This is a genomic window from Streptomyces niveiscabiei (genome assembly GCF_001419795.1).
Taxonomy (GTDB): domain Bacteria; phylum Actinomycetota; class Actinomycetes; order Streptomycetales; family Streptomycetaceae; genus Streptomyces; species Streptomyces niveiscabiei.
This window is the reverse complement of sequence record NZ_LIRL01000804.1, coordinates 1-1033: the sequence shown is the minus strand read 5'-3', so window position 1 is coordinate 1033 and position 1033 is coordinate 1. Positions and strand designations below refer to the sequence as shown.

At 67.6% G+C, this 1033-nt stretch carries 3 pseudogenes; all 3 read right to left on the bottom strand.

Annotated features, from left to right (window positions below):
• Positions 1 to 126, bottom strand: a pseudogene (locus tag AOK24_RS47900) (ectoine/hydroxyectoine ABC transporter ATP-binding protein EhuA); the annotation flags it as partial.
• Positions 123 to 667 (bottom strand): annotated as a pseudogene (locus tag AOK24_RS34115) (amino acid ABC transporter permease); the annotation flags it as partial. The pseudogenes AOK24_RS47900 and AOK24_RS34115, both read right to left, overlap by 4 nt.
• A gap of 2 nt (positions 668 to 669) precedes the next feature.
• Positions 670 to 959 (bottom strand): annotated as a pseudogene (locus tag AOK24_RS51490) (amino acid ABC transporter permease); the annotation flags it as partial.
• Positions 960 to 1033 lie beyond the last annotated feature (74 nt).

Below are 1033 nucleotides of genomic sequence, written 5' to 3'. Positions count from 1 at the left end.
GCCGGAGCCGGAGGGGCCGATGAGGCAGAAGACCTCGCCCGACTTCACTTCGAGGTCGATGCCCTTGAGGACCTCGACGGGGCCGTAGGACTTGTGGACGCCCTCGGCCTTGACCATGGACGTCATGCCGTGACCCCCTTCCGGTTGAAGACGGGAGCGAGGTTGGCGCGGACCCGCTGCCACGGGGTGGGCGGCAGGCTGCGGCTGGAGCCGCGGGCGTAGTACCGCTCGATGTAGTACTGGCCGACGCTGAGGACCGACGTCATGACCAGGTACCAGGCCGCGGCGAGGAAGTACATCTCGACGGGGGCGCCGGAGGTCTGGCCGATGTCCTGGGCGTACCGGAACAGCTCGTAGAACTGGACCGCGGACACCAGCGAGGTCGTCTTCAGCATGTTGATGACCTCGTTGCCCGTCGGCGGCACGATCACGCGCATCGCCTGCGGGATCACGATCCGGCGCAGCGTCTTGCTGTGGCTCATCCCGAGCGCGTGCGACGCCTCGGTCTGGCCCTCGTCGACGGCGAGCAGGCCGGCCCGGCAGATCTCGGCCATGTACGCGGCCTCGTTGAGGCCCAGGCCGAGCAGCGCCGTCAGGAACGGCGTCATGAAGTCGGACCAGTAGTCCTTGTAGATCGGCCCGAGGTTGATGTACTCGAAGACCAGCCNNACTGCGAGCGTGATGCCGCCGACGATGCCGATGGCCATGGAGAGCAGGGTCAGCAGCAGCGTCTGCCCGACGCCTTCGATGATCCGGTCGTCGAAGAAGTAGTCGGGGATCGCTCCCCAGTTGATCTTCCCCTGGGAGAAGGCGTAGACGATGCTGGCCAGCAGGGCGACGGCGACCACGGCCGCCAGGTAGCGGCCGTAGTGACGGACCGGGATGGCCTTGATGGCCTCGGGGCCGGCCGGCGGGGTGTCCGCCGGGCCGCCGTCCGTCTTGTCGATGTCAACAGTCACGGGTGTTGCCTCTCAGTGCCCTTACCTCTGGGTCACTTGCCGCCGTTGACGGTGGCCTGGGTGACGGCGCCCGA